Annotated in this window: 8 protein-coding genes and 1 pseudogene; all 9 read left to right on the forward strand. The window is 39.7% G+C overall.

The features are described 5' to 3' along the window. Window positions 1-34: 34 nt before the first annotated feature. Entirely contained in the window at window positions 35-904 is an 870-nt protein-coding gene (gene era / locus Q0198_RS02910; protein WP_297894746.1) for a GTPase Era, read from the forward strand. Between the two features lie 62 nt (window positions 905-966). Beyond that, window positions 967-2,487, forward strand: a complete 1,521-nt coding sequence (locus Q0198_RS02915; RefSeq protein ID WP_297894748.1) for a hypothetical protein — start codon at window positions 967-969, stop codon at window positions 2,485-2,487. Then, a complete protein-coding gene (locus Q0198_RS02920; RefSeq protein ID WP_297894749.1) occupies window positions 2,487-3,140 on the forward strand; it encodes a hypothetical protein in 654 nt (217 codons plus the stop codon). The genes Q0198_RS02915 and Q0198_RS02920 overlap by 1 nt, the downstream gene beginning before the upstream one ends. A 23-nt stretch (window positions 3,141-3,163) precedes the next feature. Beyond that, window positions 3,164-3,568, forward strand: a complete 405-nt coding sequence (locus Q0198_RS02925) for a hypothetical protein (protein ID WP_291937386.1) — start codon at window positions 3,164-3,166, stop codon at window positions 3,566-3,568. Continuing rightward, the gene (gene mshL / locus Q0198_RS02930; RefSeq protein ID WP_297894751.1) at window positions 3,546-5,054 is read left to right on the forward strand and encodes a pilus (MSHA type) biogenesis protein MshL; all 1,509 of its coding nucleotides are present in this window, start codon (window positions 3,546-3,548) and stop codon (window positions 5,052-5,054) included. The genes Q0198_RS02925 and mshL overlap by 23 nt, the downstream gene beginning before the upstream one ends. Then, a complete protein-coding gene (locus Q0198_RS02935; protein ID WP_005870282.1) occupies window positions 5,047-5,877 on the forward strand; it encodes an ATP-binding protein in 831 nt (276 codons plus the stop codon). Before mshL ends, Q0198_RS02935 begins: the two co-directional genes overlap by 8 nt. Beyond that, on the forward strand, window positions 5,870-6,877 hold the full coding sequence (locus tag Q0198_RS02940) for a hypothetical protein (protein ID WP_297894753.1): 1,008 nt from the start codon (window positions 5,870-5,872) through the stop codon (window positions 6,875-6,877). Before Q0198_RS02935 ends, Q0198_RS02940 begins: the two co-directional genes overlap by 8 nt. Next, complete coding sequence (locus Q0198_RS02945) at window positions 6,874-7,413, forward strand: hypothetical protein (protein ID WP_291937375.1); 540 nt, start codon at window positions 6,874-6,876, stop codon at window positions 7,411-7,413. Before Q0198_RS02940 ends, Q0198_RS02945 begins: the two co-directional genes overlap by 4 nt. Window positions 7,414-7,505: 92 nt before the next feature. Beyond that, window positions 7,506-8,148: pseudogene (locus tag Q0198_RS02950) on the forward strand (GspE/PulE family protein); the annotation flags it as partial.

Consider the following 8,148-nt stretch of genomic DNA (forward strand, 5'->3'; position numbering starts at 1 on the left):
CTAGATTAAGATAAAATTTTGATTTAAGGAAAATATGAAAAGCGGATTTGTAACGCTCATCGGGCGGACGAATGCGGGCAAGAGCTCGCTGTTAAACTATCTCTGCGGCGAGAAAATTTCGCTCGTTTCGCATAAAATCAACGCCACGCGCCGCAAGATTAGCGGCATCGCGATGAATGGCGCAGATCAGGTGATTTTCACGGATACGCCGGGGCTGCACGAAAGCGCCAAGCTGATGAATAAGCTGATGGTCGAAGTGGCGCTCGGAGCGATTGAGGGTTGCGATTTGGTGCTGTTTTTAGCGCCCGTGCACGATGATACATCTGAATACGAAAAATTTTTAAATTTAAACGCAGGCGCCAAACACATCGTGATTTTAACTAAAACCGACGAAGTAAACGACGAAAAGATCGTGCAGCGACTCCTACAATATCAAAAATTTACCGACAAATTCGAAGCGATAATCCCCGTTAGCATCAAAAAAAAGGTCTATAAAAAGCAAGTTTTGGACGAAATTTGTAAAATTTTGCCCGAGCACGAGTATTTTTACGACCCCGAAATTTTAAGCGCAACCAACGAGCGTGAAATTTACCGCGACTTCATACTCGAGGCGATCTTTGAGGGCATGAGCGACGAGATCCCGTATTGTAGCGACGTCGTGATGGAAAAAGTGGTCGAAAAACCGGGTCTGATCTCGGTATATGCGCGGGTCATAACGGACACTAATTCTCATAAAGAGATGCTGATCGGCAAAAACGGCGAGGCGATCAAGCGGATCGGAATTCGAGCAAAAAAGTTAATTTCAAATTTTTCTAAGGTCAAAATTTACTTAAAATTAACAGTTTTTGTAAAAAAAAGCTGGAAAAATGACGAATTTAGGGTAAAAACCGATTTTATCTATTGACATTTTATTTTATTTCTATTAGTATTAGCAGCGTAGAAAATTTCATTTGGAAGTGGAGTGTTATGGCAAAGAATAGTAAAAATGCTAGTTCGATTGTTGCGATTAACAAAGTCACGCAAACCATATTCGGTCTAAGTGAGAATGAAGTTTTCGAGCACGACTTCTCAAAAGCAAATCGTGCGAAGGAAACTTACGTCTCATATATTCCGTATAAGGATATAATGACTGCGACGGTTGAGATAAGCAGATCGGTAGAGGACGCGGATCTTTTAGATGCGATCGTCGTTAAGGTGTATGAGGAGCTGGGGCTTGACACCGCTTTGGATTACAAAATCACCTATAGTGAGGTAATAGGCGCTGGCGGCGATGATAGAATTTTTAATGTTTTCGTCGTAGACAATGCCAAACTCACTTCAGAATTCGATGCGATCGCCGCTAGGACGAACTACATCGACTATGTGGCTATGGCTCCATTTTTATACGAGGGCTTGTATAATAGAGGCGTCCTAACTCGCGACGGAATCGACTGCTTCATCTACTTGCAGCGCGACGATGCGTTTTTGGTAGTGTATCAAAACGGCGAATATTTTCAATCTCGTCAAGTAAGATACAACCTAAAATTTTTGCATGAAAAATATGTCGAGCTAGTCGGTAGCAGAGTCGATGAAGAGAGCTTTTATAGACTGCTCTCCAAACAGGGAGTAAATTTAGAAAATCCGACCGAACGCGATTACATGATCCAAATTTTTGACGATATGTTTTACTACATTAACGACGTGTTGAACGGTATTAGTAAAATTTACAACGTCAATATTCAAAACGTTTATATCGGAACGGATATCGGTAAAATTCCTGCGATCGAGGTTTTTGTAGAAAATAATCTAAAGCTAAGATACAAGGATTTTAATTTTAATGTTGCAATCAACGCAAAAGATTATCCGCTCACTCAGCTAGATATTTTGATGTTCTTGGTAGGTCAAGATTATTTGGTTACTAAAGACGACGATCACAACTACTCGCCGTTTATGAGACCTCCGCCTTTGACTCAAAGATCAACCGGCAAGCTGATAGGCTATATGCTGCTAGGCTGCTTACTTGGCGCTGCGTATCCTGCGTATAACTTCGGCTACGGCTATTATAATAATATGGTAGCTAATGATAAAACTAGCGAATATCAGGGATTAGAAGATCAGATGGTTCCTGCTAGAGCCGAAAGTGCGCGTTTGGATAAAGAGACTAAAGAGGTAAATGCCCAGGCTGCTAAGAGTGGTAAGGAGCTTAACGACAGGCGCGATCTAATTAATGCCATCTTAGACAAGAAAAACAATTACGCTATGAAGGGTGTTTCTATTTTTGAGCTAACCAATATGGTCGTTAAAAATAAGGGCAATATGGTTAGGATCGGTGATGAGAATAGGACTCTAACTGTTCAGGTGCGCACCAAAAACGATAAGCAGATGACCGAGCTTTTAGAGGATATCAGTAAAAAAGAGGTGTATGGCGTGGATACTAAAACAATCGCGCTACAAGAGGGTAATAAAACCGTCTTTTACGATAGCAACATCAGTGTGGAGGTTAAATAATGAAAAAGAAAAGTTCATTAGATCAACTTGATCAATGGTTTGCCTCCAAGGGAAATAGTGCAAATAACTATTTTTATATAGCTTTGTTGTTTGTGGGTGTGGTAGCTTACTTTATTTTGAGTAGCTATGCGGATCCGTATTTAGAGGAGAGCGAAACAAATCTAAGTACTGCCACGACTAAGCTTGAAGGCGCACAAAGAGAATATAATGAGTTCTTCGGCGGTGATCCTAAAGCTTTCGTTGATAATAAGCGCAATATCCTCAATGGTGCTAGGACCAACCTTAACAATATCGTTGAAGAGCGTAAGTATCTAGACGGTAAGCTAAAAGAAATTTCGAAGCTTACCTATAATGAAAAGAACTGGGCTAAGTTTATGGATAGCCTCTCAACGATCGCAGAGAATAACAATATTAAAATTTATGCTATTCACAGCGATAGAAGAGAGCCTAGCATCAAACAAATTTTTCAGCCTGAAGCTTTGCTGGATATAGATGTGAAATTTGAAGGAGCATTTTCGAACGTCCTTAGGTATATCAACCTTATCGAACAATCGGAGATGATCGTAGATGTAAATAAGATGGATATCAATGCCACTAAAAACGGCAAAATCGGTGGAAGCATCGGTATATCTATCTGGGGAGTAAATTACTAATGAAAAAGTTAATTTTATGCTCTTTGCTACTTTCTACTGCTCTATTTGCTGTAGATAATAATCAGACGGTGGCGCCTAGTAATGGAGCCTATAAAGCTAAGTACGATGCGATATTCGATGATCTTAGTAAGCCTAGAGTAGGTCTTAGCGATGAGCAGATAGCTTCTTTGCAAGATCCGTTTTATCCTAAAGAAGCTAATGCGCCTAGAGAAGCTAATCAGCAGGTGGATCTAGGTTATCAGCTAGTAGGTATTATGGGCGATAAGGTTAAGCTAAACGATAAGTGGTATGGTTTGGGCGAATATGTAGGCTCATATAAGATCGTGCAAATAACGGGCAATAGCGTTATTATTACCAACGACGATGAAAATAAAGTCGAACTAACACTAAAACAAGGAAGTCAAAATGTCATTATTACATATAAGTAAAAAGCTTAGCATAGCTGCTATGCTTGCTTTGTCTGTTACGGCTACTAGTTTATATGCCGCTCCTGCAACTGCAGGTAACTGCGATAGGAAAGCGCTAAATATTAAGATTAACGATACCGTTACGCTAAACGAGATGCTAACTCAGCTATCCGATATGTGCCGCTTTTCAGTGGTAGCAAAAGATGCTATCGCTCAAGAGGAGATGAGTAAGCCACTGCAGGGCGTAAGCATCAAAGACCTTTCTTTACGCGAAGTTTTAGATCTACTCATAAAAGAGAATAATCTAAGCTATGAGTATTCTCATGGCATATTAAAAATTTCAGCGCTAGAGACTAGGACTTTTAAGGTGGATTACATCACTTCTATTAGAGAAGGTACTGCTGTTACTAAATCTTCTGTCGATTCCGCACCTACGAAAGTGGATGATAGCGACGATAAAGAAAATAAAGAAGATAATAAGATCACTACCAAAGAGAAATTTGATTTTTGGGAGAAGATTAGCGAGGAAATCACTTCTGTTTTAAATAACGGTACCGAAAAATACGTCGCAGTCGCTCCTATTATAAATCAAAATGCCGGTTTAGTAACCGTTACTGCTATGAAGTCTCAGATAGCTCGTGTAGATAGATATCTAAGCGGTATGCAAAAACGCCTTAGTCGTCAAGTCTTGCTAGATGTAAATATCATATCTGTCGAGCTAAATAACGAATACACCACTGGTATAGATTGGAGTAAATTTCAACTAGGATTTAATACCTATGTAGGTGGAGATCCGACTAAGCTTTCAGGCTATCACATAGATAACGGAAATAGAGGAAAGGCTAGCGATACTCACGGAACTTGGACGATAGGAGCTAATCTAAATTTCAATATCGACGGTTTGATTAATTTCCTAGAGACCAAGGGCAAAACCAAGATTATTTCAAGCCCTAAGGTAACTACGATGAATAATCAGCCTGCTATTATCTCTGTAGGTGATACCATTAACTACGTATTAAAATCCACTACTACAGGTGATTATCAAGGCGGAGATACCCAGTCAGATGATCAGTATTCGATCTTTGTAGGTATTCTTTTGAATATCTTGCCTGAAATTTCAGATGATAATAGGATTATGCTACGAATTAATCCGTCTTTAAGTTCTCTTAAATATGCCGAAGATAATGTAAGAAAAGAAAACGGCAGAAGAGATATCGCACCTGATACCTTGCAAAAGAAACTCTCAAGCGTAGTTTGGGTAGATGATGGCGATACTGTAATTTTAGGCGGTTTGATTGGTGCAACTAAGTCTAAGAATAACACTAGGGTGCCTGTGCTAGCTGAAATTCCATTAATTGGAAATCTTTTCAAAAGCACTGCCGATGTTTTGAGCACATCGGAGCTAATCTTCGTAGTAACTCCACATATCATCGACAATACCGGCGCGCCGCTTGCTACTTCGCTTAAAGAGCTAGGTTACTCAAAGTCCATCTACGAAAATGAGTAATAATTATACGGCGATCAAGGAGATTTTTATCGAGGATAACGAAGTCTCGGACTTCGTTAATCTCGATAAATCGACCCTTGCTTATCATAAAATTTTAAATGCTTTGCAAAAGCCGTTAAAACTTATACTTTTCTACGGCAAACCGGGCTGTGGCAAGACATTTTTGCTTAATAAAATCAAGGTCGATCTTGAAAAAAAGGTAAGAGTTGTATTTGTGCCGCAGCCGTTTTTTGATGAGAAAGAATTTTTCTTAGAGCTTTATTCGCAGATTTTTCATTCAACTCCTAGCGAGCCGATTGATAATTACGAGAATTTTATGCGAGTTTACAGAGAGAGATTTGGAATTTCTACGAATGTGGGAGCGGTAGAGCAGGTCGTTATTTTGCTCGACGAAGCTCAGCTGTATCCCGGAAATTTGATAGAAAAAATTCGTCTTATGGCAGATACCAGATTATTTAAATTTTTATTTACAGTGCATAAGACTGACGAGGAAGATCGCCTCGCAAAGGATTATTTTAAAACTAGAATTTGGGAGAGCATCGAGCTCCCTAATTCAAATTTAGGCGAAGTCAAGCTATATATTGAAAAGAAGCTTGTGCTTCACGGCTTTCAACAATACTATTTTATGTTTAGCGACGATAATTTCGATTTGATTTTAAATTTAACGGACGGTAATATGAGGAATATCAACAAGCTTATGTATAAGATGTATGAGCTTTTTGAGTATTATGAAGTAAACAAACCTACGGAAATTAGTTTTTCGCAGATTAATAATAAAATTATAGAGATGGCAGCGATAGGCTCGGGGATAATAAATGCTTGAATTTTACGAAGTAAACGAACTTGAAAAAAAATGGGAAGAGTATAACAAAAACAGAAAGCAGTTTTCTTTCCTGAAATCTAAGCCGAATTTCGTATTGAGATTCGACAAGACGATTTTGGGGCTTTTGATATTGATCTCGGTTGCGATCGGAGCGATATTTTGGCTGCTTAAAGATAGTGATAGCGTCAGTATGGCAAGTATCAATCAAAATATTGAGGACAAGGGTGGTGCTACAAATTCTGCTAGTGATGCCGAGCAGCAGGCGGCAGATCTTGCAGTGCAAAATAATATCTCCAAAGAGGATTACAACATTAGCGCGCCGAAAGTTGCCCGCGCCTCTAAACACGAAAAGGAACGCCCAAGTTTAAATTTAAACGATGTGGGTGTACTATCCAGCGAGGATTCCGGTGGGTTTAAGATAACCAATAATTACGAAAATGGCGGAAACTATGGCGGGCAGGCTCAGGCTCAGAATTTCGGCGGTCAAAATTTTGGCGGACAGAATTTTGGCAATCAAAATGCTCCTACATTTAATGTACCTAATACCAATAACGCAGCTTTTGCAAATCAGCCGCCTAAAAACGAGGTTATAGATTTTGGACGCGCTCCATTGCCACCTAAATCAAATTTCTCTGGAGGTTCTACAAATACCGCAAGTAGCGCTCCACTAAGTTCCAGGATTGAGATAAAAACTTCAAATTTAAGCGAAGATAAGCAGAGCTTGGAGAGTAAATTTTATGCAACGAATAAGATTGAGTATTCGCTATCGCTAGCCGAAGAAGCGTATAATAAGAAAGACTACGACAATGCGATCAAATGGGCTCTTACGTCAAATGAGCTTGATAAGGACAACGTCGCCAGCTGGATAATTTTTGCTAAAGCCAATTATAAAAAGGGTCGTAAGGAAGACGCGCTTTACGCTCTTGAGACCTTTAACGCAAAGGCGAAAAATAGCGAAATTTCTAACCTCATTTCAAAGATAAGAAGCGATAAACTATGAAAATTTTATATATTTTAGCTTTTGCGATCGCGTCGTTATTTGCAGTTAGTGCCGATGACGTGCGCAACTGGGATCAGATCGGTCAGTATAACCGCATCTGCCAAGAAAGCGTGCGAAATTTATTCATCGAGGAGCAGAGCGAGGCACTTGCAAATATGTATGCCAAAGCGTGCCTGAAGATGGACAAAGTAAACGAGCTTGTAGTGCCTACGGTGATGCTTTATAAGACGAAAGAGGCTCGTGAGAATGCTTCTCTTTATTCGACCATAATTTTTCAAAAAAAGATGCTTTATTTGGCGCTTTGCGACGGCGTAGACATAAGCTATATAAGAACGCCTAAAATTAATTATATTTTGTCTGAAATTTTTGATAAATTTACGGAGAGAGCATACGTAAAAAAGAGTGATACGTATGTCTTTACCCTAGAAAACGGCGAGCGTGCCGAGCTTTTTATCAAAGAAGAGGAAGGGGTAAAAAAGATGGTAATTGCAATTTATGCTGGCGATAAGCTTAGCTCGATTAAAATTTATTGGTGATTGCGATGACGAAGATTGAAGAGCAGATTGTTGCGATTTTAATAAGAAACAATATCCTTACTAGCACCGTTGTTCCGGAAATAAAGGACAAAATGGATATTGGCTTGACGCTAGGAGAGGTTTTAGTCGGAGATAACTATCTAAGCCAGGATGATTTTTGCTCGATTTTAGTTGAGCTGTACAAGCGCCGTCAGATAGAATTTGACGATATAAGCGAAAAATTTTCGATGGATCCAAAGGAATTTTTGCGAATTCTAGCTAAAAAAATGAACCTGTCGTATATGAATTTAGATGATATCGATATAGACTTCAGACTATCGGAACGCACCCCTACCGCACAGCTTAAAAGATACGGCGTGATACCGGTTAAAGCGGATGATCTGAATATTTACGTTGCTTTTTCTGATCCGTTTAATCTTGAGTCGCAAGATAAAGCGCAGGCTATGTTTAGCAAACAGCTGCTTAAAATCGTAGTAGCCGATCCAAACCAAGTAAATAAATATCTATCTAAGCTTGAGCTTTCAGAGAGCATTAAAGGGCTCGTAGCGGAGATCCGCAAAGAGCTTGCCAACACCGGCGGTAGCGGAAGTAGCGATGATACCTCGGCGATTTTGAAGCTCATTGAGATGATAATTAGTCAGTCTATTAAGATGCGCGGTAGCGATATTCACATCGAGCCTACCGAGAATAACTGCGTCGTGCGCACCAGAATCGACGGAATGCTCGCTGAAATTT

It is taken from the genome of uncultured Campylobacter sp., assembly GCF_938045205.1.
Classification (GTDB): Bacteria; Campylobacterota; Campylobacteria; order Campylobacterales; family Campylobacteraceae; genus Campylobacter_B.